General features: G+C 72.8%; 21 protein-coding genes. 13 read left to right on the top strand and 8 right to left on the bottom strand.

What is annotated here, in order from left to right; genetic code table 11:
• Positions 1-62: 62 nt before the first annotated feature.
• Positions 63-803: a hypothetical protein gene (locus ACWGI6_RS15580; RefSeq protein WP_453267992.1), complete on the top strand. Its 741-nt coding sequence runs from the start codon at positions 63-65 to the stop codon at positions 801-803.
• 120 nt (positions 804-923) lie between these two features.
• On the opposite strand, the gene ACWGI6_RS15575 is transcribed toward ACWGI6_RS15580, so the two are convergent.
• Positions 924-1,928, bottom strand: a complete 1,005-nt coding sequence (locus tag ACWGI6_RS15575) for a PP2C family protein-serine/threonine phosphatase (RefSeq protein WP_453268079.1) — start codon at positions 1,926-1,928, stop codon at positions 924-926.
• A gap of 330 nt (positions 1,929-2,258) precedes the next feature.
• Here ACWGI6_RS15575 and ACWGI6_RS15570 point away from each other — a divergent pair, with 330 nt between their 5' ends.
• The 4 genes from ACWGI6_RS15570 to ACWGI6_RS15555 all read left to right on the top strand — a co-directional run bounded on the left by ACWGI6_RS15570 (position 2,259) and on the right by ACWGI6_RS15555 (position 5,537).
• Positions 2,259-3,320 (top strand): NAD-dependent epimerase/dehydratase family protein, encoded by a 1,062-nt coding sequence (locus ACWGI6_RS15570; RefSeq protein ID WP_453267991.1) that lies wholly within the window; start codon positions 2,259-2,261, stop codon positions 3,318-3,320.
• A gap of 86 nt (positions 3,321-3,406) precedes the next feature.
• Positions 3,407-4,126 carry a glycosyltransferase family 2 protein gene (locus ACWGI6_RS15565; RefSeq protein WP_453267990.1) on the top strand — a complete coding sequence of 240 codons (720 nt, stop codon included), beginning with the start codon at positions 3,407-3,409 and terminating at the stop codon, positions 4,124-4,126.
• Positions 4,123-4,791 carry a TIGR04282 family arsenosugar biosynthesis glycosyltransferase gene (locus tag ACWGI6_RS15560; protein ID WP_453267989.1) on the top strand — a complete coding sequence of 223 codons (669 nt, stop codon included), beginning with the start codon at positions 4,123-4,125 and terminating at the stop codon, positions 4,789-4,791. The genes ACWGI6_RS15565 and ACWGI6_RS15560 overlap by 4 nt, the downstream gene beginning before the upstream one ends.
• A gap of 8 nt (positions 4,792-4,799) precedes the next feature.
• Positions 4,800-5,537 (top strand): methyltransferase domain-containing protein, encoded by a 738-nt coding sequence (locus ACWGI6_RS15555; protein WP_453267988.1) that lies wholly within the window; start codon positions 4,800-4,802, stop codon positions 5,535-5,537.
• On the opposite strand, the gene ACWGI6_RS15550 is transcribed toward ACWGI6_RS15555, so the two are convergent.
• Both ACWGI6_RS15550 and ACWGI6_RS15545 read right to left on the bottom strand, forming a co-directional pair.
• Positions 5,468-5,932, bottom strand: coding sequence for a hypothetical protein (locus ACWGI6_RS15550; RefSeq protein ID WP_453268078.1), 465 nt, complete (start codon positions 5,930-5,932; stop codon positions 5,468-5,470). The genes ACWGI6_RS15555 and ACWGI6_RS15550 overlap by 70 nt on opposite strands.
• 104 nt (positions 5,933-6,036) lie before the next feature.
• Positions 6,037-7,290, bottom strand: coding sequence for a molybdopterin-dependent oxidoreductase (locus tag ACWGI6_RS15545; protein ID WP_393903915.1), 1,254 nt, complete (start codon positions 7,288-7,290; stop codon positions 6,037-6,039).
• A gap of 248 nt (positions 7,291-7,538) precedes the next feature.
• Here ACWGI6_RS15545 and ACWGI6_RS15540 point away from each other — a divergent pair, with 248 nt between their 5' ends.
• The gene (locus ACWGI6_RS15540; protein WP_453267987.1) at positions 7,539-8,954 is read left to right on the top strand and encodes a hypothetical protein; all 1,416 of its coding nucleotides are present in this window, start codon (positions 7,539-7,541) and stop codon (positions 8,952-8,954) included.
• A 27-nt stretch (positions 8,955-8,981) separates the two neighbouring features.
• Here ACWGI6_RS15540 and ACWGI6_RS15535 read toward each other — a convergent pair whose 3' ends face one another.
• Positions 8,982-9,233 (bottom strand): hypothetical protein, encoded by a 252-nt coding sequence (locus ACWGI6_RS15535; RefSeq protein ID WP_453267986.1) that lies wholly within the window; start codon positions 9,231-9,233, stop codon positions 8,982-8,984.
• A 170-nt stretch (positions 9,234-9,403) separates the two neighbouring features.
• Between ACWGI6_RS15535 and ACWGI6_RS15530 the strand changes: the two genes are divergently transcribed.
• Complete coding sequence (locus ACWGI6_RS15530) at positions 9,404-9,943, top strand: MarR family winged helix-turn-helix transcriptional regulator (RefSeq protein ID WP_453267985.1); 540 nt, start codon at positions 9,404-9,406, stop codon at positions 9,941-9,943.
• Positions 9,944-9,955: 12 nt separating this feature from the next.
• On the opposite strand, the gene ACWGI6_RS15525 is transcribed toward ACWGI6_RS15530, so the two are convergent.
• Complete coding sequence (locus tag ACWGI6_RS15525; RefSeq protein WP_453267984.1) at positions 9,956-11,149, bottom strand: serine hydrolase domain-containing protein; 1,194 nt, start codon at positions 11,147-11,149, stop codon at positions 9,956-9,958.
• A gap of 508 nt (positions 11,150-11,657) precedes the next feature.
• Here ACWGI6_RS15525 and ACWGI6_RS15520 point away from each other — a divergent pair.
• The 4 genes from ACWGI6_RS15520 to ACWGI6_RS15505 all read left to right on the top strand — a co-directional run bounded on the left by ACWGI6_RS15520 (position 11,658) and on the right by ACWGI6_RS15505 (position 16,554).
• Positions 11,658-12,065 carry a VOC family protein gene (locus ACWGI6_RS15520; protein ID WP_453267983.1) on the top strand — a complete coding sequence of 136 codons (408 nt, stop codon included), beginning with the start codon at positions 11,658-11,660 and terminating at the stop codon, positions 12,063-12,065.
• A gap of 146 nt (positions 12,066-12,211) precedes the next feature.
• The gene (locus ACWGI6_RS15515) at positions 12,212-12,595 is read left to right on the top strand and encodes a hypothetical protein (protein WP_453267982.1); all 384 of its coding nucleotides are present in this window, start codon (positions 12,212-12,214) and stop codon (positions 12,593-12,595) included.
• A gap of 699 nt (positions 12,596-13,294) precedes the next feature.
• Entirely contained in the window at positions 13,295-13,852 is a 558-nt protein-coding gene (locus ACWGI6_RS15510) for an ATP-binding protein (protein ID WP_453267981.1), read from the top strand.
• A gap of 644 nt (positions 13,853-14,496) precedes the next feature.
• Positions 14,497-16,554 (top strand): phosphocholine-specific phospholipase C, encoded by a 2,058-nt coding sequence (locus ACWGI6_RS15505; RefSeq protein ID WP_453267980.1) that lies wholly within the window; start codon positions 14,497-14,499, stop codon positions 16,552-16,554.
• Between the two features lie 78 nt (positions 16,555-16,632).
• Here the strand turns inward: ACWGI6_RS15505 and ACWGI6_RS15500 are convergent, their stop codons facing one another.
• Both ACWGI6_RS15500 and ACWGI6_RS15495 read right to left on the bottom strand, forming a co-directional pair.
• Positions 16,633-17,154 (bottom strand): RICIN domain-containing protein, encoded by a 522-nt coding sequence (locus ACWGI6_RS15500; protein WP_393903924.1) that lies wholly within the window; start codon positions 17,152-17,154, stop codon positions 16,633-16,635.
• Positions 17,155-17,520: 366 nt separating this feature from the next.
• Positions 17,521-18,732, bottom strand: coding sequence for a PucR family transcriptional regulator (locus ACWGI6_RS15495; RefSeq protein ID WP_453267979.1), 1,212 nt, complete (start codon positions 18,730-18,732; stop codon positions 17,521-17,523).
• 137 nt (positions 18,733-18,869) lie between these two features.
• Here ACWGI6_RS15495 and lysA point away from each other — a divergent pair, with 137 nt between their 5' ends.
• Both lysA and ACWGI6_RS15485 read left to right on the top strand, forming a co-directional pair.
• Positions 18,870-20,201: a diaminopimelate decarboxylase gene (gene lysA / locus ACWGI6_RS15490; RefSeq protein WP_453267978.1), complete on the top strand. Its 1,332-nt coding sequence runs from the start codon at positions 18,870-18,872 to the stop codon at positions 20,199-20,201.
• 37 nt (positions 20,202-20,238) lie between these two features.
• On the top strand, positions 20,239-21,687 hold the full coding sequence (locus ACWGI6_RS15485) for an APC family permease (RefSeq protein WP_453267977.1): 1,449 nt from the start codon (positions 20,239-20,241) through the stop codon (positions 21,685-21,687).
• Positions 21,688-21,741: 54 nt separating this feature from the next.
• Here ACWGI6_RS15485 and metE read toward each other — a convergent pair whose 3' ends face one another.
• A complete protein-coding gene (gene metE, locus ACWGI6_RS15480; protein ID WP_453267976.1) occupies positions 21,742-24,105 on the bottom strand; it encodes a 5-methyltetrahydropteroyltriglutamate--homocysteine S-methyltransferase in 2,364 nt (787 codons plus the stop codon).
• Positions 24,106-24,154 lie beyond the last annotated feature (49 nt).

The following is a 24,154-nucleotide window of genomic DNA, read 5'->3' as shown; positions in this document are numbered from 1 at the left end:
CCCGATCAGAGTGGGTGACGTACCGAGAGACCACGACACCGACTGCCCCGGGGGAATCCGAAATGAGCTCCAGCACCACTGTCCGCACCGCTCGTCGCCGCACGCTGCGCGTTGCCGCCGCGGCCCTGACCGCGGTCGCCGGTCTCACCCTGACCGCCTGCTCCGGCTCGGACGCCGCCGGCGCGAAGCCCGCAGGCCACACGGACACGGGCATGGCCGCCGCCGAGTCCAGCGGCGCGGGCTCCTCCGCCGGAGCGCAGGGCTCCGATGCCCAGGCGGGCCCCGGTGCCAAGGCCGACACCAAGGCCGAGACCAAGGCCGACACCAAGGCGGGCGCCGCGGGCAAGCAGTCGGGCAGCACGCACGCCACCGGCGGTGGCAAGGCGGCATCCCCGGTCCGCACCCAGCGCCTGGCGGACGGCATCAGCAAGGCCGAGATCTACACGCTCGGCGACCAGCACTACCGTGCCAAGATCGTCGCCCGCGGATCGGTCCTGGCCACGCTGGAGACGACGGGGCGCGACGCCGGGCTCGACGCCAACGACATGTTCGTCACGCTCACGCTGGACGGCCAGGTCCATTCCTGGATGGGCGGCGGACACCAGGGACCGGGCACCTTCAAGCTCGCGGGCGGCTGGACGGCCAAGGTCACGAAGGTCGGCGAGCTGCGGTACCGCGCGCAGATCCTCGGCCACGACGGCGTAGCCGCCACGCTGGAGACGAACCAGCACGACGTCGGGGTCGACGCCAACGGCGTGTACATCGTGCTCAGCAACGGCGGTGTGATCAGCGCCCACAAGTAAAGACCCGCCTGGCTGCGGCGGTCGAGCCACCTCCGGCGGGGCGGCTCCACCGCCGCAGCGGTCGCCGTTCCACCGACCGCCACCACCGCCTCCGCCGCCCCGCCCCGGCCTGACGCCGGTTCAGCGGGCCGCGCGATAGCGGACCAGCAGCATCGCCGCATCGTCGTGCAGCGGCCCCTCGACATGCTCGACCAGGTCCTCGCGCACCGCGCGCAGCGCGGACTCCGGGTCGGGGTCCTTGAGCAGTGCGGCGCGCTCGTCGAGGGGGTAGAAGCGGCCCACCGCATCGCGGGCCTCGGTGACGCCGTCGGTGTAGAAGAGCAGTTGGTCGCCGGGCGTGAACGGCACCTCGTAGGGGATCGGCGCCCCGGCGTCGTGAAGGCTGAGGCCGAGCGGCAGGGCGCGGTCGGGCGGTGCGGCGAAGGCCACCGCGCCGGTGGGGCGGACGACCAGCGGCGCCGGGTGGCCGAAGTTGAGCAGCGTGGCGTTCGGACCGTCACCGATCTCGGCGAGTACGGCCGTGACGAACCGTTCGCCGGACAGATGGCGGTTCAGTGCCCGCTCGACCCGCTCGCCGACGGCCGGCAGATCCGGTTCGTCGTGTGCCGCCTCCCGGAAGGCACCCAGCACCACCGCCGCGCTCTCCACTGCCTCCAGGCCCTTGCCCTGCACATCGCCGACGATGATCCGCACCCCGGCGGGCGAGGTCACCACCTCGTACAGATCGCCGCCTATCCGGGCCTCGGCCACCGCCGAGGTGTACGAGACCGCGATCCTCAGCGGGCCCGCACCGCGCGGCACCGGGCGCAGCAGCACCCGCTGGGCGACCTCGGCGATGGAGCGGACGCTGGCCAGCTCCGCCTCGCGCCGCTGCCGCATCACCGCGGCGACCACCCCGGCCGCGGTCACCCCGGCCACCGACAGCAGCGCGGTCAGCCCGCGCCGGTTCTCGAACACACCGTTGTAGACCCCCAGGCCGAGGCAGAGCACGAACGCCGTCAGCCCGACCACGGCGGTCCGCCGCCAGCCGCCGACCAGCCCCGCGAACGCCGGCCCCAGCGACACCAGGGGGAGAAACCCGACGCCCGGACCCGCGGTGAGGTCGACCGTGGTGACCACGGCCATGACCGCGTACGGCAGCGCGGACAGCACACGGGAGCCGGTGCGCTGCTCCTCGTTCTCCACGGTCAAGGTGTTCTCCGACGGTGTCAGGTGAAGTGATCGGGTGAGGGGCCGTCGGCCGTCGGAGTGTCCGAAAGCGGCCCCCCGACCCCCGACCTGAGCATATGCAACATATGCCGTACCGAAATACCTCGAATGCGCCCTGTTACCGAATTGCAGTGGCCAGGACGGCGGGGAGGCCGCTGCGCCGGACGCGGCCGCGGATCTTACGGACCCATGACACGGTGGCTCAGGCGCGGGCCGGCACGCCCTGTCCCGCTTAGCGTGACCAGCATGCGTGTATTGGTCACCGGCGGCGCCGGCTTCATCGGATCGCAGGTCGTCGAGGCGCTCACGGCGCGCGGCCACGAGCCCGTCGTGCTCGATGCCCTGCTGCCCTCGGCGCATCCCGAGCCCCCGCCGCCGCGCCCGGGGGAGCGGCGCATCGTCGCCGACGTACGGGACCGGGCGGCGGTCGACGCGGCCCTGCGGGGTGTGCGGGCGGTCTGCCATCAGGCGGCGATGGTCGGCCTGGGCAAGGACTTCGCGGACGCGCCCGACTATGTCGGCTGCAACGACCTGGGCACAGCGGTGCTGCTGGCCGCGATGGCCGAGGCCGGGGTGCGCGAGCTGGTGCTCGCCGGGTCGATGGTGGTCTACGGGGAGGGGCGCTACACCTGCCCCGGCCACGGGGTGGTGCGGCCCGGGCCACGGGCGGTGGCCGATCTGGACGCGGGGCGGTTCGAGCCGCGGTGCCCGCACTGCGGTGCCGCACTGCGGCCGGGGCTGGTCGGCGAGGACGCGCCCACCGATCCGCGCAACGTCTACGCGGCCACCAAGCTCACCCAGGAACATCTGGCCGCCTCCTGGGCGCGTGCCACCGGCGGCCGGGCCGTCGCGCTGCGCTACCACAATGTCTACGGGCCCGGGATGCCGCGCGACACCCCGTACGCGGGGGTGGCCTCGTTCTTCCGCTCGGCGCTGGCCCGCGGTCAGTCGCCGACGGTCTATGAAGACGGCGGCCAGCGGCGGGACTTCGTCCATGTGCGGGATGTCGCCACGGCCAACGCGGTGGCCCTGGAAGCCCTGCCGGGCCGGGCGGCGGGCACCCTGACCGCGTACAACGCGGGCAGCGGGGTGCCGCACACCGTGGGCGAGATGGCGCGGACCCTGGCCGAGGCCTGCGGCGGACCGGCGCCCGTCGTGACGGGGGAGTACCGGCTCGGCGACGTACGGCACATCACCGCCTCGTCGCAGCGGATCGCCGAGGACCTCGGCTGGCGGGCCGCGACCGGATTCGCCGAGGGGATGCGGGAGTTCGCCCGGGAGGGGATGAGGGCGGCGCCGACGGGGTGACCCACGGCGCCGCCGGCCCTCCGGCATCCACCTTCCACGAGAACCTGAAAATCCCTGTTGTCCGCTTCTGATGCATAGGTGAAGGCGTGACCCACTCCCCTCCTCCCACCCCCCGAACCGCCTCGGTGGATGTCGTGCTGCCCTGCCTCGACGAGGCCGCCGCGCTGCCCTGGGTGCTCGCGCGGATCCCGGCCGACTGGCGGGCGATCGTCGTGGACAACGGCTCCACCGACGGTTCCGCCGAGATCGCCCGCGGGCTGGGCGCCACCGTGGTGCACGAACCGCGCCGCGGCTTCGGTGCCGCCTGCCACGCCGGGCTGCTGGCCGCCGACGCCGACATCGTCTGCTTCTGCGACTGCGACGCCTCGCTCGACCCCGCGCTGCTCACCCCGTTCGTCCGCGCCGTCCGTGACGGCGCCAGCGATCTGGTGCTGGGCCGCCGCCGCCCGCAGGGACGCGGCGCCTGGCCGCCGCACGCCCGGCTCGGCAATCTCGCCCTCGCCCGGATGCTGCGCCGCCGTACCGGACTGCGGCTGCACGACCTCGGCCCGCTGCGCGCCGCCCGGCGTACCGCGCTGCTCGGCCTCGACCTCACCGACCGCCGCAGCGGCTACCCCCTGCAGATGGTCGTCCGGGCCGCCGACGCGGGCTGGCGCGTCGAGGAACGCGATGTGCCCTACCGTCCGCGCACCGGCCGTTCCAAGGTCACCGGCACCTGGCGCGGCACCTGGCACGCGGTGCGCGATATGCGCACCGTCCTGAACCAGCCACCGCTCGCGCCCCGTACGGAGGAGACGGCCCGATGACCGAGCCCGCAGACCGCCCGGCATGTCCCGGGCCGACGACGCTCCTGGTCATCGCCAAGGAACCGGTGCCCGGCCGGGTCAAGACCCGCCTCACCCCGCCCTACACGCCTGACGAGGCCGCCCAATTGGCCGAGGCCGCGCTGTACGACACCCTCCAGGCCGTACGTGCCATGCCCGCCCGGCGGCGGGTGGTCGTCCTCGACGGCCGCCCGGGGAACTGGCTGCCGCCCGGCTTCGAGGTCCGGCCGCAGTGCGCCGGCGGCCTCGACGAGCGGCTCGCCGCGGCCTTCGCCGACAGCGCGGGCCCGACCCTGCTCATCGGCATGGACACCCCTCAGGTCACCCCCCAACTCCTCGCTCCCGCGTTGGACTTCGGTGGCTGGGACGACTGTGATGCCTGGTTCGGCGGAGCCGAGGACGGCGGATTCTGGGCGCTCGGCCTGGCCGTTCCCGACCCCCGGCTGCTGCGCGGCGTCCCCATGTCCACCGAACACACCGGCGCCGCCCAGCGCGCGCGGCTGACCGCCGCCGGGCTCCGGGTGCGGGACCTGCCGCCGCTGCGGGACGTCGACACCGCGGACGATGCGGAGCGGGTCGCGGCCGCGGCGCCCGCCGGACGGTTCGCCGCCACCCTCGCCCGGCTGACCCCGGTCACCGGACGATGAGCACCGCCATGCCGCCCACGGCACAAACCGACCGGCACGACACCGTCACCTGGGGCGCGGACCCCTACGCCGACGCCCTGCGCAGCGGCCGCGGCCCGCTCTTCCTGCGCCGCAGTGACGGCTGGCTGCTGCCCCTGGAGGTCGAGCGCTGGTGCGCCGGCGCGGACGCCGCCGATCTGTCGGCGCTGCGCCGCTGCGAGGGCACCGTCCTCGACATCGGCTGCGGCCCCGGCCGGCTGGTCGCGGCGCTCGCCGCACAGGGCCGGCGGGCGCTCGGTATCGACGTCAGCGCGGCCGCGGTGGCCCGCACCGCAGCGGTCGGCGGCTCCGCACTGCACCGCTCCGTCTTCGACTCCCTTCCAGGCGAGGGGAGTTGGGGCACCGCACTGCTCCTCGACGGCAATATCGGTATCGGCGGCGACCCGTGCGCCCTGCTCACCCGCACCGCGGAACTGGTCGGCGGGCACGGTCTGCTGATCGTGGAGACCACCGCGGCGGACGTCGACGAACAGGTCCAGGTCCGGGTCGAGCGCGGGTACCACCCCTGCCCCGGTACACCGGAGGCACCGGGTGAGCTGTTCCCCTGGGCCCGGGTCGGCGGCCCCGCGCTGCTGCGCTACGCGGCCGCCGCCGGCTGGACGCCCGTCGAGCAGTGGACCGTCACGGACCGGGCCGATCAGGTACCGGGCGCCGAACGCTGCTTCGTCTCCATGCGCCGCCGGGACCTCCCGCGCAGCCGCTGCTGAACCGTACGGCCGGCCAGCCACAGCGCGGACAGTGCGCACAGCCCGGCGGTGACCAGCAGCCAGCGGGTCAGGAACACCCCGCCGGGCAGCCTCGTCGTGGCCTCGTAGTGTGCCGCCGAGCCGCTGCCCACCGAGCCGGCGATCAGGGGGAACCACACCAGCAGCAGCAGCCCGGACAGCGCGGCGGGCACCCGGACATACGCCGTCCAGGCCCGGTGCCCGCCGGTCCCCGCCGTGCAGCGGACCACCGCACGGTCGGCGAGCGCATACAGCGGCAGCAGCACCAGATCGTGCAGCAGCGCCGCCCCGGCGAACCAGCCGAGCACCAGCGGCCACTGCCCGCCGGCCAGCAGCCGCACCCCCGCGAAGGCGGTGAGCGCGAACGAGGCGAGCATCAACAGCAGATGCAGCGGACCCTCGCCGTACCGGCGCGGGGGGCGCAGCGCCCTGAGTACCCGCACCGCCCGTTCGCGCCGTGCCGATTGCCTCGTCCGCACCTTCACCACTCCCCGAACGTCAGCCGCGCGACCCACTTGGTGTTGAGCACCCCGGGCGCCGCCGGGACGATGATCCGCGCCGGATAACCATGGTCGGCGGACAGCTCGGCGCCGCCCACCCGCAATGCGAGCAGCGCCCGGGGATCGCGCACCTGGTTGTCCCGCAGTGCGGCCCGGCGGAACGCGCCGTGCAACTGGAGCGACTCCACCAGCACACCGGGCGGCCGTTCACCGAGCCCCACCAGCGCGGCGAGGTCCCGCAGCCGCACCCCGCTCCACTGCTGATCGTCCGTCGACCAGCCCTCGACACAGGCGATCGGCAGCGTCGCCGTGTGCTGCGGCAGCCTCAGCAGCTCGGCGCGGCTGATCCGCACCCGCCGCCCGCCGCCCTCGACCGTCAACCGCCAGTCCCCGCCGGTCTCCTGGGTCCGGATGCCGACGGCCGCGGCGGTCTTGTTGATCTGGAAGCCGTTCGGGCCGCTGCCCGGATCGCGGCCACCGTGCGGCGCCAGCACGGCCGTCCGCCGCCACCACCCGCCGATGCTCTGCCCGGCCGTCGTCGTGAACAGCAGCAGTGAACCGGCGCCGACCAGTCCCAGCGCTCCCCGCCGGGTCACGGTCGGCCGGTCCGGCCGGGCCGCCACCAGCCCGGTGTCATCGTCCGCCGCACCCGGGTCGGTGCGCTCGCGCAACGCCCGTACGGTCCGCGGCAGACGCAGCACCAGATGGGCGGCGAAGGCCCCGATGAACACCCACGCGCCGTAGAAGTGCAGCGGATAGAACGACCCGGGGAAGAGGTACTCCAGCTGAATGTTGAGGATGCCCGTGATGAACTCGAACAGCGCCCCGCCGACCAGCAACAGTAGCGAGAGCCGCTCCAGCGCATGGCCGGGGGACCGGGCCGGCGGCAGCGTGAACAGCTTCGGGATCACCGACCACAACTTCGCCAGCAGGACGGGCACCAGCGCGATCCCGACGGTGACATGCAGCCCCTGGGTGAGCCGGTAGAGCCAGTACGGGCCGGTCGGCCAGCTGAAGAGGTAGAAGCCCAGCAGGCCCTTGTCGGGCGTCTTGTCGTTGACACCGCCGGCCAGATCCGGGTTGTACGCGGCGTACGACAGCAGACCGGTCACGAACAGCAGCGTGATCCCGGCCAGCAGGACGACGCCGAGCAGCGCGGTCAGCCGCGGGCCGCGCAGCGGGCTGCGCCAGAACGACGGCGATGCCGGGGAAGTGAGAGGGGGAGGGGCACTCATGGTGTGTCCTTGGCGGTTGGCGCGACGAGGGTCCGCCGCCTGGGCCGGGCCGGCGGTCAGGGCCGGCGGGCCTGATCTCGACGGTATGCCGCGACCGGTGCGCCGACAGGGCCGTGACGCATGACGAAACTCTGACGTCGGCGCGCGGTCAGGCCCTTCGACGGCAGGGCGCCGGGGAAATCTGACGGAACGATGACGCCGCGCCCACCGAGCGGCCGTTGCCGCCGGCCGGCGCCTAGCGTGCCGCTGTGACCTCCCGTGCGACCACCCGTGTGATCCCCCGTCCGGCCTCCCCTCCGCCCTCCCCGCAACGCGTCGTGCACCGCCTTGATCTGGCCGCCGCCGCGGCCGGCGCCCTCCTCGTCGTGGCTGCCGCGCTGGCCGGTACCGTCATCGAGCACGCCAACGGCAGCCTGCACGTCAACTGGCCTCCGCTGTACGCCTCGTGGTCCCCGCACCTGGGCCCCGGCACCCCCGCCGCGCTCGCGGTCGCCGTCGTGGTGATCGTCCACGGGCCGCCCCTGGCGGCCCGGTTGGCCTGGCGCCCCCTCGTCCTCACGGGCTGGGCCGCCACCATGGCCTGGACGTGGGCACTGGCGCTGATAGACGGCTGGCGGACCGGTATCGCCGGCCGGCTCACCACCGAGTACGAGTACCTGACCGTCATCCGCCGCTTCGACGCTCTCGGGCCGGCGCTCCGCGACTTCACCCACCACATCCTCAACAACGCGCCGGACCACTGGCCCGCCCATGTCGCCGGGCATCCACCGGCCGCCGTCCTCACCTTCGTCGGCCTGGACCGCATCGGTCTGGGCGGTGGCGGCTGGGCCGGCGTCTGGTGCATCACGGTCGGCACCTCCGCCGTGGCCGCGGTCCTCATCGCGCTGCGCGCCCTCACCGACGAGCCGACCGCCCGCCGGGCCGCCCCGTTCCTCGTACTGGCCCCGGCCGCCGTCTGGGTGGGCACCTCGGCGGACGGCTACTTCGCGGCCGTCGCCGCCTGGTCCTTGGCGCTGCTTGTCCTCGCCGCCACCCGCCGCACCCGCCGTCCGGCCGCCGCCGCCCTGGCCTCCGGGCTTCTCCTCGGTCTGACCTGCTATCTCTCCTACGGCCTCACCCTGGTCGCGCTGATTGCCGCGGCGATCCTGCTGCTCACCCGTACCGCGCGCCCGCTGCCCCTCCTGGCGGCCGGGGCGCTGACCGTCGCGGCCGTCTTCACCCTTGCCGGATTCCGCTGGTGGGAGGGCTATCACCTGCTGATCGAGCGCTACTACCAGGGCGCCGCGGCGGTCCGCCCGTACGCCTACTGGGTGTGGGGCAATCTGGCCTGCACCGTCCTGATCACCGGCCTGGCGACGGTGGCAGGTCTGCGCCGCACCCTCGCGGCGGCCCCCACCGCCCTGCGCGGGCTGCGCCCGTCCGCCGGGCCGCTGCGCGCCCCCGCCGACCGGCTGGCCGTCCTGGTGTCGGCGGTGCTGCTCGCCGTGCTGGTCGCCGATCTCTCCGGGATGAGCAAGGCGGAGACCGAACGCATCTGGCTGCCGTTCGCCGCCTGGCTGCCGGCCGCCTGCGCCCTGCTGCCCACGACCCGGCACCGCACGTGGCTGACGGCCCAGGCCGTACTGGCGCTGCTGATCAACCACCTTCTGTACACCGGATGGTGACGGTGCATCAGATCACTGTGGCGGGAGTCAGGCGAGGTAGGGGCGGGTCGAGTTCACCCCGCCGGGGCGCAGGATCCGGATCGGGCCGAGATTGCAGGACGGGCAGTCGTTGAGGGTCAGCGGCGAGGGGACCCGGGAGCCGCGGGCGAAGTAGTCGGCGCGCCGGTGGCCGGCCAGATCCGTGGTGTGCCGGATCTCGTACTCCTCCTCCCAGCCGTGTCCACAGTGCAGACAGACGAATGCATACGCCTCGTGAACCGTCTCGGTGTCCCGTTCCATGGTCATCACGCCCTCTCGGGCCCGCCGCACTCGCGCCGGGCCGGATGCATGCCGCACTTCCCATTATCGCGCTCTGCAAGGGGGTTCGCGGGGGCAGATTTCCGTATCCCCGATGGCCTTCGGCAGGGCCTGCCACCAGGCACGATGCCCTCACCGGGTATAAAGGCGCCATGGGGCACGACGCGCAGCGCGCACCGCGGCAGGCCGGGGCGGCCGCGCCCGGCGAGGATCTCGATCACGATGTCGAGGAGGTCATTGCCGCGGTGCTGACCGCCTCCCGGCTGCTGGTCGGGATCTCCGCCCGGTCGCTCGCACGCACGGCCCCCTCCCTCACCCTGCCCCAGCTGCGGGCCCTGGTGGTGCTGGACGGCCAGGGCCCGGTCAAGCTCGCCGCGCTGGCCGCGGCGCTGGGCGTCAACCCGTCCACCGCGATGCGGATGGTCGACCGGCTGGAGGCGGCGGGCGGCGTCACCCGGCAGACCAACCCCGGCAACCGCCGCGAGGTCGTACTGAGCCTGACGGAAGAGGGCCGCCGCCTCGTCGAGCGGGTGCTGGCCGACCGGCACACGGAGATCGCCGAGATCGTCGCCCGGCTGCCGGCCGCCCAGCGCGCCGGGCTCATCGACTCGTTGCGCGCCCTCACCGGTGTGGCGGGCGAGCCTCCGGTGGCACCGCGACCGGCGCCGCCGCCCGAATCGGCCGCTCCATGAGGCGGCCGGGTCTCACCTGCGGGTCTCCTCCAGAGCCCGGTACACCGCCCGGACCAGGCCGCGGTTGCGCGGGTCGTCGCCCGTCGTGCCACCGTCGTACTTGTTCATGGTGTACGCGTAGGACAGCCGGTTCTCCGGATCCGCGAAGGCGTACGAGCCGCCCGCACCACCGTGCCCGAACGCCCCGGGATTGGGCCCGGCCTGGCCCCGGTGGTTGAGCATGTAGCCCAGACCCCAGCGGTGTTCGTGGCCCGCCGGAGCGAGCGCATCGATCGTCAGATCGCGCTCGCCCGGCAGGCTCTGCGACCGGCGCATCGCCTCCAGGGTGCCGGGACCCACCAGCTTGCCGCCCGCCAGCGCGCCGTACACGGTCGCCAGCCCACGGGCGTTGGCGTGGGCGTTGCCCGCCGGGATCTCGGCCGACCGGTAGGCGGCGCTGTTGACATCCCCGGTGGGGATGTACGTCAGGGCCAGCATCACCACGGCCAGCGGATGGTCGGACAACGTCCGGAACGGCGGCGCGGGTACGCCGGGGAACCGCTCGGCGATCCGCGCCTCGTCCAGCTGCCCGACCATGTCCGCACAGCGGGCGTGCTCCTCGGCGGGGGTGCCGATGAACACGCCCGCGTCCAGCGGCCCGGTGATCTCGCTGCGCAGGAACGCGCCGAGGGACTGTCCGGTGATCCGCCGTACGACCTCGCCCACCAGGTATCCGAAGGTCACCGCGTGATAGCCCTGCGCGGTGCCCGGCTCCCACCACGGCGGGGTCGCTGCCAGGGTGGCGCACACCCGGTCCCAGTCGTAGGCGTACCCCGCGGGAAGCGGCTCACGGGGCGCGATCAGGCCGGCGCGGTGGCTGAGCAGCCAGCGTACGGGTATGTCCTGCTTGCCGGCCTGTCCGAACTCGGGCCAGTACCGGGCCACCGGCGCATCGAGGTCCAACTCGCCCCGGTCCACGAGGAGATGGGCGCACAGCGCGGTCATCCCCTTGGATGTCGAGTAGACATTCACCAGGGTGTCGCGCTCCCAGGCGCGGGTCCCGGCGGCGTCCGCATGGCCGCCCCACAGGTCGACCACCGCCTCGCCGTCCACGGTCACCGTGACCGCCGCGCCGATGTCGCCGTGCTCGCTGAAATTCCGCTCGAACGCTTCCTGTACGCCGGTGAAGTTCGGTGCGCAGTGGCCATTGACGGTGGCTGGTCCCACAGTGGCTCTCCTCGCGTCGTCCGTGTGCGGTCATCCCGTGCTTCCGTACGTGCGTACGGCGTCCCCTACCGGATGATCCGTCCGGCTCGATGCCCGTGGCAACCATGTGGGTCCGGACGGCTCAGCGGCGCGTGTCCGGATTCCGCCCCGGCGGGGTGAGTACCGGCCCGCCCGGCACACACCGTGGCCGGGCGGCTTTTGCCGCGGGCGACGAGGCGGTGCCCGATGCGGCGCGGGTGCTCGACCGGCGCCGTGACCTGCTCGTCCGTGCCCGCGCCCGGGGGCCCTCGTCGTCCCTCTGCAGAACGACGGTGCACCCGGAACCGTCGGTGAGCCGCATCCCCCTGGCCGGCGGCTCCAGCTGCCCTCGGCCGAGGTCACCTTCATCGCCGCCCGCCCGGGCTCCCGTGCACCGATTCCCGCACCGATTCCCGCTCGGACCGATGAATCAGCACCCCGGACGCGGTCTGTCCCACCGACCCCATAGGCCACGCAACCGGAGGAGACCATGTCTGCCACCCGATCCCCATCCCCATCCCCATCCCCGTCCCCTGCCCCCGCCGCCGTCCAGCCGGTGATCGTCACCCCTGACCTCGATCGTCTGCAGGCCTTCTACAGCCGGCTGGTGGGCGCCGAGGAATTCACCCGGGTGCCCGAGGAGGGTCCGGCCTTCTTCGTCGGGCTGCGGCTCGACGGCTCGGAGCTGGGCATCGTGGCGGACCGGAGCGTCGAGACCGGCACCCCGACCCGGATCCTGCTGAGCATCGCCGTGGCGGACGTCGACGCCCTGCTGGACCGGGTCGAGCCGCTCGGCGGAAAGGTGCTCGGCCCCGCCAACGACATGCCCTGGGGCCAACGGGTCGCCCATATCCGGGACCCGGACGGCAACGCCGTCAACCTCACCCAGCCGGTCTGACGGCGGCCCCGGCCGGCGGCCGGTTCCGGGGTGCGGCCACCGTCCGTCCGCCCCCTTCGCGCGCCTCCGGTCGCACACACCGGTCCGCGGGGCGAGCCTGGAAGCGTTCGGCTCCCGGAGGACGGCCGCAGAGGAAGGTCACCACAGTGAACAGCGCGAAACCGGCAGACACGGAACATGTATCCGCCGAGGTGATGGTGGAGCTGGAGAGCTGCGCGACACAGGACGCGCATGCGGTCTTCAGCGCGCTGCGCACCTCCTTCACCTCCGACCGGGCCGCGGACGACGTACCCGAGGAGGTCGCCGGGGCGGGCTCGACCGTGTGGACCTCGACCTTCGACGTGAGCGAACTCAAGTCCGCGGCCGAGCCCCGCCGGCTGACCGCCCCCGTCCTGGTCAGCCTCCAAGGCGGCTACTGGGCGGTCGACCAACTGTGCAAGGGCCTGGAGCCCGCGTTCACGGTGCACGTCCTCGGCACGGCCGCCGGAGACCAGGAGAAGGAGGTCGAACTCCGACTGGAGACCCGTTAGCGGGTCACTCACGGCGAGGGAGCGGGGACCCGCGCGACCACGCGGGGCCCGGCCCGCGGCAGCTGCCCCCACGGCCTGGAACGTGGATGCGCGCACCGGGCGGGGCTCCCGGAAGCTACGCCCTGGAGCCGGCCATGGACGAACTCGCCGTCCTGCGGGACAGCGCCCCCGTCGACCTGCGGATCCGTAAGGAACCGGACACCGAGCCGGACCGCGACCGCGCCGTCAGCAGCCGTCACCTCGTCGGCTGTCCGCGCGACGGTGCGGAGCTCCGCGGCTGCCTGCCGCATCCTCAACTCCCTTACGGGGCACTCCAGTTCATCGGCGGCATGACCGTGGGCCCGGGGATACCGGCTCGACGAGGAGGACCCCCACCTCACCCCGAAGGGCAGCAAGGGCATCGGGGAGATCGGCGTCGTGGGCACCGCGGCGGCCCTCGGCAACGCCGTACGGCACGCCACCGGTCCTCCGGTTGCGCGGACCTCCCGCTCGCCCCGGACAAGGCCCTGGCGGGGCTGCGGACCGGCCAGGACGGTGCCGTGTCCGGGAATTCCGGCGGTTCATGATCTGTTGCGGAACCCGCTCCGCGGGGTCACCATGTCAAATGACCCATACGTGATAAATGCTCACTCTTCGTGTTTCGGGGTTCGTTGGTCCAACGAGGTGAAGGGCATGAGCCTCGCGGTGAGGAGCCACGACATGACACTTCCCAGCGACCGGCACTACACGGTCGAACTGCATGCTTCGGCGGAGCGTGTGCCGCAGATCCGGCGAATTCTTACCGCGCACCTGCGGTACTGGGATCTCGAACTGCATATCCCGCCCGTATGCCGGGGAGTGGCGGAACTCCTGACCAATGTCCATCGCCATATCGGGCCGCAGGCCCGGTGCGTCGTCGAACTCCGCTGGACCGGCCGTCACCTCACGGCGTCCGTCGCCGACGAGGGGCCACGGCTGCCGAAACTGCTCTCCGTCGCCGGCGGTGGACTCTCCACAGTGGCGGCACTCAGCGACAGTTGGGGCACCTGTGGCACCGCGGACGGCAAGGTCATCTGGTTCACCCGCCGGGTCCAGGCGACCCGCAAGTCCCGGCTGACGAGCCGCACTCCGCTGCGCAGCGTGCCCGACGCAAAGGTCCAGCCGGCGGTGCCGCCGGCCGAACCGGTCGAGCCGCCGGCCGAGCCCGCGCCCGAGCCCGCCGTCGCGGCCGCCGCCGAGGCCGCCCCGGCGCGGTCCGCGGTGTCGCTCGTCGTCTGACCACCACCGATTCGATCTCGTCCGACACACCCTCGACGGGGCCGGCGAGGCGACTGACGCTCACCCCTGTCACGCCTCGCCCACGGGCGCGGTATCCGTCCGCCGGGCCTCCCCTGCGCGCGCTCTGCGCCGCCGCCCGGGACATCGCCCCGCACTCCTGCCGGCACGCCAGTTGAGGAGCTCACCGCCGTCGAGCGGTCGCCTGTCACGCCGCGCTGCCGAACGTGACACCGTCCGGGCCCTGGTGTTCAGCCGCGGCGCACCGTAGCGTGGCGCGGGGGCCGTTGCCCGGACCTGTGTGCGTCGCGGCCCGTTCCAGGTGTGGGCCTGCGACTGCGGGGCGTTGCCCTGCCGTGAAGCCGCCCACCGGCCGCGCCTCCCGCCGCTCGCTCCGGTGTCCTGAGGGCCGCCGCCCGGCCCGCCGCGCCCCCTTGCCCGGAATGCCCGGGGATGTGGTGTGCCCCGCCCGACCAGGGAGTTCGCCGCGCGTACCGCGATGTGTCACACCTGGGACACCCCCCCTTCCCCACGGCTCGTTCCTCTTGGAACACTCTGCTGACGTCAGTTTCCTCACAGCTCCTCACACCACCGCGCAGCATCGTTCGCCAGTCGAACTCCCCACACGACATGAGGTCCCCAAAGTCATGCCTGAACTGAATCGGCGGCGTTTCCTCCAGATCGCCGGCGCCACCGCGGGTGTCTCGGCCCTGTCGAGCAGCATCGCCCGTGCCACGGCCATCCCTGCCAAGCGACGCTCCGGCTCCATCGACGACATCGAGCATGTGGTCGTCCTGATGCAGGAGAACCGTTCCTTCGACCACTACTTCGGCTCGATGAAGGGCGTACGCGGCTTCGGCGACCCGCGCCCGGTCATTCTCGACAGCGGGAAGTCCGTCTGGCACCAGCCGGACGGCTCGAAGGACGTGCTGCCCTACCACCCGGACGCCGAGAACCTCGGCATGCAGTTCATCGAGGGCCTGAACCACGACTGGGCGGGCGGCCACAAGGCCTGGAACGACGGCAAGTACGACAGCTGGATCCCGGCCAAGGGCACCGGCACGATGGCCTATCTGACCCGCAAGGACATCCCGTTCCACTACGCGCTCGCCGATGCGTTCACCATCTGCGACTCCTACCACTGCTCGATCATCGGAGCCACCGACCCCAACCGCTACTACATGTTCTCGGGCCACGTCGGCAACGACGGCTCGGGCGGCGGCCCGGTCCTGGGCAACGAGGAGGCGGGGTACAGCTGGACGACGTACCCCGAGCGGCTGCAGAAGGCCGGGGTCTCCTGGAAGATCTACCAGGACATCGGTGACGGCCTGGACGCGAACGGCAAGTGGGGCTGGATCGACGACGCCTACCGTGGCAACTTCGGCGACAACTCGCTGCTCTTCTTCAACCAGTACCGCAACGCCAAGCCCGGCGACCCGCTCTACGACAAGGGCCGTACCGGCACCAACGCCAAGCAGGGCGACGGGTACTTCGACCGGCTCAAGGCCGATGTGAAGGCCGACAAGCTTCCCCAGGTCTCCTGGGTCGCCGCTCCCGAAGCCTTCTCCGAGCACCCCAACTGGCCCGCGAACTACGGCGCCTGGTACGTCTCCCAGGTGCTGGACGCGCTCACCGCCAACCCCGAGGTGTGGAGCAAGACCGCCCTGCTCATCACGTACGACGAGAACGACGGCTACTTCGACCACGTCGTCCCGCCGTTTCCGCCGGCCTCCGCCGACCAGGGCAAGTCGACCGTCGACAGCGCGCTCGACAGCTTCGGCGGCAACGCCACCTACTCCGCCGGCCCGTACGGCCTCGGCCAGCGTGTGCCGATGCTCGTCGTCTCCCCCTGGAGCACCGGCGGCTACGTCTGCTCCGAGGTCTTCGACCACACCTCCATCATCCGGTTCCTGGAGCGCCGCTTCGGTGTGCACGAGCCGAACATCTCGCCGTGGCGCCGTGCCATCTGCGGCGACCTGACCTCCGCGTTCGACTTCGGCCTGGAGAACACCAAGCCGGCCGCGCTGCCGGCCACCGACAGCTACCAGCCGCCGGACACGGACCGGCACGACAGCTATGTGCCGAAGCCGCCGGCCAACCCCGTCCTGCCCAAGCAGGAGCCGGGCTCCCGGCCGTCCCGCCCGCTGCCGTACGTGCCGCTCGTCGACGGGTCCGTCACCCCCTCCACCGGGCGCTACACCCTCACCTTCAGCGGTGGCGACAAGGCCGGCGCCTGCTTCACCGTCACCGCGGGCAACCGCACCGACGGCCCCTGGACGTACACCACGGAGGCCGGCAAGACGATCTCCGACACCTGGAACACCTCCTACTCCAAGGGCACCTACGACCTGTCGGTGTTCGGTCCGAACGGCTTTCTGCGCTCCTTCAAGGGCGACGGCAAGAAGGCCGGCCCCGAGGTGACCGCCCGCCACGACGCGTCCGCCGGCCGGATCGAACTCACCCTGACCAACCAGGGCAGCACCGACTGCCACCTCACCGTCACCCACGCCTACGGCGGCGCACACGAGACCTTCACGGTCCGCGCGGGCGCCACCGTCAAGAAGCCGGTCGACCTGCGCGCCAGCAAGCGCTGGTACGACCTGTCGGTCACCTCCGACGCCGACAGCACCTTCCTGCGCCGGTTCGCCGGGCATGTGGAGAACGGTGAGGCGGGCGTGAGCGACCCGGCGATCATCACCGGCTGAGCGGACCACGCAGGTCCGGCGCACCGCACACAGAACGGGGCACCCGCCGATCCGGCGGGTGCCCCGTGACGCCGCGATTCAGATCCGGTCGACGGACCACCAGTTCTTCGCGACATTGCTGTCGGGTTCCAGGACGACGACCTCGCCGAGCGCACTGCCGTAATACGGCGTCATCACCTGGCGCGAGGAGCGCGAGGTGATCTTGAACTGACCGTCGGAGCCCCGCTGCTGCAGCCACCACTGGAACTCATAGCTGCTGTTGCACGCGCCCTGCGTCACATACGTCTTGCCGTACCACGGGCCGCCCGGCTTGAGGCACTTGCCGGTCTTGGTGTTGCGGATGAGATAGGCCCCGTCGACCTCCTCGAACGTCCACTGGTCACCGCCGAGGGTGTAGCCGGGGTTCCAGGCGTACATCAGGATGCCGTCGGAGGAGTCGCTGCCGTAGCCCGCCGGCAGCAGACTGCCGCCGGTCGCATTGTTGAGGATGCGGTAGGGGGGAGTCTCGGCGACAGCCGTGGCGGCGCCGGCGGTCAACCCGCCGAGCAGGGCGGTGAGCAGGCCGAGAACCAGGAGAAACCGGCTGAGGACGCGATGCATGACAGACCTCTTTCCGTGCTTCGTGGGGGTGCGGTGAGCGGTGCGCCGCACCGGCCCGGGGAGGGGTGCGGCGCCCTTGGGAAGGTAGCGAAGTCACCATGCTTCGATGGGTTTTCGCACTGTCTTTCATGCGATCAGGTGTCTAGTCCCTTTTGAAACTCCCCACGGAGGAGCCGGGGAGGCACAACGGCGTGCTGGGGGAGCGGCGGGCGCGGCCGTCCGGCGGGCCGCGGCCCTGGCGTGGGCCTTTCTCCCGGGGCGGATCCGGGCCCGATGGCCGAGAGCTGGCGGGGTGTTGACGAGGTTGGCCGAATGCACCGTGCCGGCCGCGGTGGTGTGCGCCGTACCACCGGCGGCCGCACGCCGTCAGTCGGTCAGCCGTAGCTGCAGCCAGCACGAGAGCCGCACGTCCGGGTGGCCGAGGTCGATCCCGAACAGCTCGTGGGCGCGGCGGAGGCGGTACTTGAGGGTGTTGGGGTGCACGGTCAGCCGCCGCGCGGCCTCGCCGACATTGCCGGCCGCGTCCAGCCAGGCCAGGACCGACGCGGCGTAGTCGGTGTGCCGGGCGCGGTCGTGCTCCCGCATGGCCTCGATACCGGGGTGGCGCAGCCGGGGGCGGCGGTCCAGCGCGTCGGCGCAGTGCAGCAGCAGGACCCGGGCGTGTACGTCGTCGAGCGCCGCGACGTCCGGGGCGTCCGCATCCGCGGTCGTCACACGGAGGATGTCGTCCACCTCGGCACGCAGCGCGGGCAGTTCGGCGGGGTCGTCGGCGGGGCGGCTGACCGCGCAGCGCAGCGGTGTCTCCAGGGTGCGGCCGAGCGCGGCCACGGCCTGCCCGGACAGCCGCCGGGCCTCGGCCTGGCCGGCCCGGGGCAGCAGGGTATAGACGGTACGGCCGACGGTGGCCACCGCCGCTTCGCCGTGCACGGCGGCCCAGTGCCGTCCGGCCGCGGCACCCAGCCGGACGGCCGCCGGACCCGTCCGGTCGGGGCCGCCCACGGCCGGCGCACAGCCGAGGAGCGTGAGCCGCGAGCGCTCCGGCAGACCGAGCTGAAAGCGGATCTCCGGTGCGGTGCCGTCGCCACGCAGCGCCGCACGCAGGGTGTCCTCCCTCGCCCGCAGATCCAGCTCGGCCGAGCTGCGGCGGCGCAGCATGTGCAGCGCGGCGAGCCGCGCACCGTCCAGCAGCGCCCGGTCACCGGCCGCATCGAGCCGGGACTCCCCCTCGATCGCCCAGATGGTGCCCAGCGGCAGATCGCCCGCGCGGACGGCTGCCGCGGCGCGCGGAAGCTCGTCGGGGGCGAGCACCGGCAGCCGTACGACACCGGGCGCGCCCAGCACCTCGCGGTACTGGCGCCGCTGCTCGGGCTCGTCGGGCACCCGCCGGTCCAGGATGCCGCGGCGGCGCAACTCGTCGATCCGCTGGCCCGGTACCGACGAATACGCCAGCACCCGGTGGTCGAGGTCCTCGATCGCCACCGAACCACCGATCACCGCGGCAACGGCATTGGCCAGCGCGAACAGCTCCTCGCTGGTACCGCCGAAGCCACGCGGGTTTGGCGAATCCGTCAGTTCCACGGTCGGACCCTAGGCGATTGCGCCAACGACGGGGAAGGGGGTGGGCCCCAGCATGGTGCGGAGCCGATACGGGGCCGGGGCCCGACGGGCGCACCGCGCGTCCCGTACCCCGACGCGCCCCAGCAAGGAGCACTTCCATGGTTCCCGGGACCACCACCGCAGCGCCCGTCCCCCCGTCCGCCGACGCCCTGCTCGGGCTGTTCCCGCCCGGCACCACGACCGCGCCGGACGGCGGGCTGCGCATCGGCGGATGCCATGTGGCGGAGCTGGCGGCGCGCCACGGCACACCCGCGCTGCTCATCGACGAGGGTGCGCTGCGGGACCGGGCCGGCCGCTACGCCGACGGGCTGGCCGCGCGCCGGCCGGACTCGATGGTGGCCTTCGCCTCCAAGGCCTTCCCGTGCACCGCCGTCTACCGGCTGCTCGCCGAGGAGGGGCTCGGCGTCGATGTCGCCAGCGGCGGCGAACTGGCGCTGGCCCTCGCCGCGGGCACCGACCCGGCCAAGGTGATCGTGCACGGCAACGCCAAGACGGAGAGCTACCTCCGGGCGGCCGTCGAGGCCGGTGTCGGCCTTGTCGTCATCGACAACTTCGACGACATCGACCGGCTGGAACACGTCATGGACCGGGCCCATGGCGCGGGCCGCCGCGAGCAGGCCGTCCTGGTCCGGGTCACCCCCGATGTCCGCCCCGACACCCACGAGGCGGTCTCCACCGGCCAGCGCGGCTCGAAGTTCGGTCTGCTGCTGCCGCAGGCGCGCGAGGCGGTCGCCCGGCTGCGCGCGAGCGCCCGGCTGCGCCTGGACGGACTGCATGTGCACATCGGCTCGCAGATCCTCGCCACCGAACCGTTCGTCCGGGCCGTGGCGGCGGTGGCGGAGCTCGGCCGGTTCCCCGTGTACGACCTCGGCGGCGGGCTGGGAGCGCGCTACACCTACGACGACCGGCCACCGGCGGTCGAGGCCTATCTCGACGCGCTGACCGCCGCGGCCGATGAGCTGCTGCCGGCCGGTGCCCGGGTCATCATCGAACCCGGCCGGTCGATGGTCGCCGAGTCCGGCGTCTCGCTCTACCGCGTGGTGACGGTCAAGCGCTCCGGCGGCGAGACCTTCGTCGCCGTGGACGGCGGGATGGGTGACAACCTCGAAGTCTCGCTGTACGGGCAGCGGTTCGAGGCGACGGTGGCCACCCGGGTGCAGGCCGCCGCCGAGGGGTCCCCCGGCGAACGGTGCCGCGTCGTCGGCCGGCACTGCGAATCCGGCGATGTGCTCAGCACGGGCGTGCTCCTCCAGGACCCGCGGCCCGGGGACCTGATCGCCGTCCCGGCCACCGGCGCGTACACCTACTCCCTCGCCAACAACTACAACGCGGCCCGCCGTCCGCCGGTCATCTTCTGCCGCGACGGCCGCTCCCGCCCCGTCGTACGACGCGAGACCTACGCGGACCTGACGCGCCGCGACCTGCCCTGACGGACCACCCCTGCCCCCTCCCCGGATCGAGGCCCCCGTGCGACCGACCGATGTGCTGCCAGGCCAACCACCCCTCGCCCGCCCGCGGCTGCGCCATCAGCTCCTGCGCCGCAAACCGCCGGAGGCCTTTCTCGCCGAGGCCGAGGCGCCGGCCGACGGCGGCGGACTGCGCCGTACCGTGGGCGCCTTCCAGCTGACCATGATCGGTATCGGGGCGACCGTCGGCACCGGCATCTTCTTCGCCCTCAACGCCGCGGTCCCCGAGGCCGGACCCGCCGTCCTCCTCTCCTTCGTCATCGGTGCCGTGGCTGCGGCGCTCACCGCCCTGTGCTACGCCGAACTCGCCTCCGCCGTACCGGTCTCCGGGTCGTCGTACTCCTACGCCTATGCCACGCTCGGCGAGTTCGCCGCGTACGCCGTCGGCTGGTGCCTGCTGCTGGAGTACGCGGTCTCCGGCGCGGCCATCGCGGTGAGCTGGGGCCAGTACCTCAACGACCTGACCCAGCGGGTCTTCGGCGTCCAGATGCCCGCGGCGATCTCCGCGCCGCCCGGTGACGGCGGCTTTCTCAATGTGCCCGGCGCCGTGCTGGTGGTGCTGTGCGGTCTGCTGCTGGTGCGTGGCGCCAAGGAGTCGGCGCTGGTCAACACCGTGATGGTGCTGCTCAAGCTGGCGGTGCTGGCGCTGTTCGTCACGCTGGGCGTCACCGGCTTCGACCCGGCCCATCTGCACCCCTTCGCCCCGATGGGCATGGCGGGGATAGGCGCCGCCGCCTCCACGGTCTTCTTCTCCTTCATCGGACTCGACGCGGTCTCCACGGCCGGGGAGGAGGTCCGCAACCCGCGCCGGACCCTCCCGCTGGCGATCATCTGTGCGCTGCTGGCGGTCACCACCGTCTATGTGCTGGTGGCCCTCGTCGGCGTCGGTGCCCAGCCGTGGACCGCGTTCGCGGGCCAGGAGGCGGGGCTGTCGGCGATCCTGGCGAAGGTCACCGGGGCGGGCTGGCCGGGGGTGCTGCTGTCGGCGGGCGCGGTGCTGTCCATCGTCAGCGTCACCCTGGTGGTGCTCTACGGGCAGACGCGGATCCTGTACTCCATGGGCCGCGACGGGATGCTGCCCGCCGTCTTCCACCGCGTCGACCCCCGCACCGGGACCCCGGTGCTCGGTACGGTCCTGGTCAGCGGGTTCGTCGCCGTACTGGCCGCGGTCTTCCCGCTGGACGTCCTGGCCGATCTGACCAGCCTGGGCACCCTGGTCGCCTTCACCGTGGTCTCGGTGGGCGTGATCATTCTGCGCCGTACCGCGCCCGGTCTCGACCGTGGCTTCAAGGTGCCCGGCTATCCGGCGGTGCCGCTGCTCTCGGTGGCGTTCTGCGGCTATCTGCTCTACGGACTGCCGCTGCCCACCTACCTCCTGTTCGCCGGCTGGCTCGCCGTCGCGCTGGCCGTGTACCTCTGCTACAGCCGCCACCGTTCGCGGCTGCAGTGAGCGACGGGCCGGGGCCGGCACCCCCCACGGGCGCCGGCCCCGGCCCGCCCGCGGTCAGGAAGCCGCGCCGGGCAGACCCCCACGGACCTCGCGGGCCGCGGTGACCAGGTTCTCCAGGGCGGCCCGCACCTCGGGCCAGCCGCGGGTCTTCAGACCGCAGTCGGGGTTGACCCACAGCCGCTCGGCCGGGATGGCGTCGAGTCCCTCACGCAGCATGGCGGTTGCCTCGTGCACGCCCGGTACGCGCGGCGAGTGGATGTCATAGACACCGGGGCCCACCTCGCGCGGATAGCCGGCCGTGGCGAGCTCCCGGGCGGCCTGCATATGGGAGCGGGCCGCCTCCAGGCTGATGACATCGGCGTCGAGGTCGTCGATGGCCTGCAGGATGTCGCCGAACTCCGCGTAGCACATATGGGTGTGGATCTGGGTGTCCGGACGGACGCCGCCGGTCGTGAGGCGGAACGCCTCGGTGGCCCAGGCCAGATACTCCGCACGGTCCGCGGCACGCAGCGGCAGAGTCTCGCGCAGCGCGGGCTCATCGACCTGGATCACCGAACTCCCGGCCGCCTCCAGGTCGTTCACCTCGTCGCGCAGGGCGAGCGCCACCTGGCGCGCCGTCTCGCCCTGCGGCTGGTCGTCGCGGACGAAGGACCAGGCGAGCATGGTGACCGGGCCGGTGAGCATGCCCTTGACCGGCCGGTCAGTGAGCGACTGGGCGTAGGTCGTCCAGCGGACCGTCATCGGCTCGGGGCGGGAGATGTCCCCGGCCAGGATCGGCGGGCGGACATAGCGGGTGCCGTACGACTGGACCCAGCCGTGCCGGGTGGCGAGGTAGCCGGTGAGCTGCTCGGCGAAGTACTGCACCATGTCGTTGCGTTCCGGTTCGCCGTGCACCAGCACATCGATGCCGGCCTTCTCCTGGAAGGCCAGAACCTCGCGGATCTCGGCCGAGATGCGCTCCTCGTACCCCGCGGTGTCGATCCGCCCGGCCCGCAGATCGGCGCGGGCGGTGCGCAGTTCGGCGGTCTGCGGGAACGAGCCGATGGTGGTGGTCGGCAGCAGCGGCAGCCCGAGGTGCGCGCGCTGGGCGGCGGCCCGCTCGGCGTACGGCTGCGAACGGCGGCCGTCGGCGTCGGTGACGGCGGCGGTACGGGCGCGTACCACCGGGTCATGAGTGAGCGCCGAACCGGCCCGGGAAGCCAAGTCCGCGCGGTTGGCGGTGAGTTCGGCCGCGATGGAGTCAGTGCCCTGCGCCAGACCGCGCGCCAGCGTCACGATCTCCGCGGTCTTCTGCCGGGCGAAGGCCAGCCAGCGGGCGATCTGCGGGTCGATGTCGCGCTCGGCGGCGGCGTCCAGCGGGACGTGCAGCAGCGAGCAGGAGGACGACACATCGACCCGGTCGGCCAGGCCGAGGAGCGTACCCAGGGTGGCCAGCGACTTCTCGAAGGAGTTGATCCACACATTGCGGCCGTCGACCACACCGGCGACCAGCCGCTTCCCGGGCAGCCCGCCGACCGCCGCCAGATCCCCGAGATTGCCGGCCGCGGCGCCGGTGAAGTCCAGTGCCAGCCCCTCGACGGGCGCCTTGGCCAGCACCGGCAGCGCTTCGCCCAGCCGGTCGAAGTAGGAGGCGACCAGCAGCCGCGGGCGGTCGGGGAGCGTACCGAGGTCGCGGTAGGCGCGGGCCGCGGCGTTCAGGACGGCGGGGGAGCGGTCCTGCACCAGTGCCGGCTCGTCCAGCTGCACCCAGTCGGCGCCGGCCGCCCGGAGGTCTTCGAGCACCTCGGCGTAGACGGGCAGCAGCCGGTCGAGCAGCGTCAGCGGATCGAAATCGGGCGCGACACTGGGCGCCGGCTTGGCCAGCAGCAGATAGGTGACCGGCCCGACGAGCACCGGGCGGGCGGCCAGCCCGAGACCGAGTGCCTCCGTCAGCTCGGCGACCTGCTTGGCGGAGTCCGCGGCGAAGACCGTGTCGGGCCCCAACTCCGGCACCAGGTAGTGGTAGTTGGTGTCGAACCACTTGGTCATCTCCAGCGGCGCCACGTCCTGGGTGCCGCGGGCCATCGCGAAGTAGACGTCAAGGGGGCATCCCCTGCTCGAGCGAAGCCGAGAGCTTGGGGAAGGGTCGGCGGCCACCGCGGCGCGGTGCCGGGCGGGGATCGCGCCGACCATCACGCTGGTGTCCAGCACGTGGTCGTAGTACGAGAAGTCACCGGTCGGCACCTCGTGGACACCGGCCTCGGCGAGCTGCCGCCAATTGCCGCGGCGCAGCCCGGCGGCGGTGCTGCGGAGGGTGTCGGCGCTGACGCGGCCCTTCCAGTAGCCCTCGATGGCCTTCTTCAGTTCACGGTGCTGCCCCTGACGGGGATAGCCGTGCACGGTGGCGTGTGCTGCCGCGGCTGCGGACATGCTGGTCACGGAACTCTCCTTCGCGAGTATGTCTCCATGGACCACGGGACGGGTCGGG

The organism is Streptomyces sp. NPDC054786, from assembly GCF_053611685.1.
This window is presented reverse-complemented; position numbering and strand designations above follow the sequence as displayed.

Coding starts and splice junctions, on each gene's coding strand:
- ACWGI6_RS15580 (WP_453267992.1), top strand. CDS start 63: ATGAGCTCCAGCACCACTGTCCGCACCGCTCGTCGCCGCACGCTGCGC.
- ACWGI6_RS15575 (WP_453268079.1), bottom strand. CDS start 1,928: ATGGCCGTGGTCACCACGGTCGACCTCACCGCGGGTCCGGGCGTCGGG.
- ACWGI6_RS15570 (WP_453267991.1), top strand. CDS start 2,259: ATGCGTGTATTGGTCACCGGCGGCGCCGGCTTCATCGGATCGCAGGTC.
- ACWGI6_RS15560 (WP_453267989.1), top strand. CDS start 4,123: ATGACCGAGCCCGCAGACCGCCCGGCATGTCCCGGGCCGACGACGCTC.
- ACWGI6_RS15555 (WP_453267988.1), top strand. CDS start 4,800: ATGCCGCCCACGGCACAAACCGACCGGCACGACACCGTCACCTGGGGC.
- ACWGI6_RS15550 (WP_453268078.1), bottom strand. CDS start 5,932: ATGCTCGCCTCGTTCGCGCTCACCGCCTTCGCGGGGGTGCGGCTGCTG.
- ACWGI6_RS15545 (WP_393903915.1), bottom strand. CDS start 7,290: ATGAGTGCCCCTCCCCCTCTCACTTCCCCGGCATCGCCGTCGTTCTGG.
- ACWGI6_RS15535 (WP_453267986.1), bottom strand. CDS start 9,233: ATGGAACGGGACACCGAGACGGTTCACGAGGCGTATGCATTCGTCTGT.
- ACWGI6_RS15530 (WP_453267985.1), top strand. CDS start 9,404: ATGGGGCACGACGCGCAGCGCGCACCGCGGCAGGCCGGGGCGGCCGCG.
- ACWGI6_RS15520 (WP_453267983.1), top strand. CDS start 11,658: ATGTCTGCCACCCGATCCCCATCCCCATCCCCATCCCCGTCCCCTGCC.
- ACWGI6_RS15510 (WP_453267981.1), top strand. CDS start 13,295: ATGACACTTCCCAGCGACCGGCACTACACGGTCGAACTGCATGCTTCG.
- ACWGI6_RS15505 (WP_453267980.1), top strand. CDS start 14,497: ATGCCTGAACTGAATCGGCGGCGTTTCCTCCAGATCGCCGGCGCCACC.
- ACWGI6_RS15500 (WP_393903924.1), bottom strand. CDS start 17,154: ATGCATCGCGTCCTCAGCCGGTTTCTCCTGGTTCTCGGCCTGCTCACC.
- lysA (WP_453267978.1), top strand. CDS start 18,870: ATGGTTCCCGGGACCACCACCGCAGCGCCCGTCCCCCCGTCCGCCGAC.